We start from the raw sequence: 685 nt of genomic DNA, 5'->3' as shown, positions 1-685 counted from the left end.
CCACTGGAGCGTTCTTTCGGCGCCATTGCCGGCGTCAACACCATGAGCAGCCGCTCCAGCCAGGGCTCGACCCGGGTCATTCTGCAATTCGACCTCGACCGCGACATCAACGGTGCGGCCCGTGAAGTACAGGCCGCGATCAACGCTTCGCGCAACTTGCTGCCGAGCGGGATGCGCAGCATGCCGACCTACAAAAAGGTCAACCCGTCGCAGGCACCGATCATGGTGCTGTCGCTGACCTCCGATGTCCTGGAAAAAGGCCAGCTCTACGATCTTGCCTCGACCATCCTGTCCCAGAGCCTGTCCCAGGTACAGGGCGTGGGTGAAGTGCAGATCGGCGGCAGTTCGTTGCCGGCGGTGCGTGTCGAACTCGAACCGCAGGCGCTGAACCAGTACGGCGTGGCGCTCGATGATGTACGCAAGACCATTGCCGAAGCCAATGTGCGTCGACCCAAGGGCTCGGTCGAGGACGGCCAGCGCCTGTGGCAGATCCAGGCTAACGATCAATTGGAGAAAGCCAAGGATTACGAGTCGCTGATCATCCACTACGCCGACGGCGCCGCGCTGCGCCTCAAGGATGTGGCCAAGGTCAGCGACGGCGTCGAAGACCGCTACAACAGTGGTTTCTTCAACGATGACGCCGCCGTGTTGCTGGTGATCAACCGTCAGGCTGGCGCCAACATCA

1 protein-coding gene is annotated in these 685 nt (G+C 61.8%); it reads left to right on the top strand.

Annotated features, from left to right (window positions below):
- A partial coding sequence (locus DBR24_RS33970; protein ID WP_256591868.1) for an efflux RND transporter permease subunit occupies positions 1–685 on the top strand: 685 nt, incomplete at both ends.

It is taken from the genome of Pseudomonas sp. HMWF006 (genome assembly GCF_003061205.1).
In the GTDB taxonomy this organism is placed as follows: domain Bacteria; phylum Pseudomonadota; class Gammaproteobacteria; order Pseudomonadales; family Pseudomonadaceae; genus Aquipseudomonas; species Aquipseudomonas monsensis.
The sequence above is the reverse complement of the archived record's forward strand: the minus strand, read 5'-3'. Positions and strand labels throughout refer to the sequence as shown.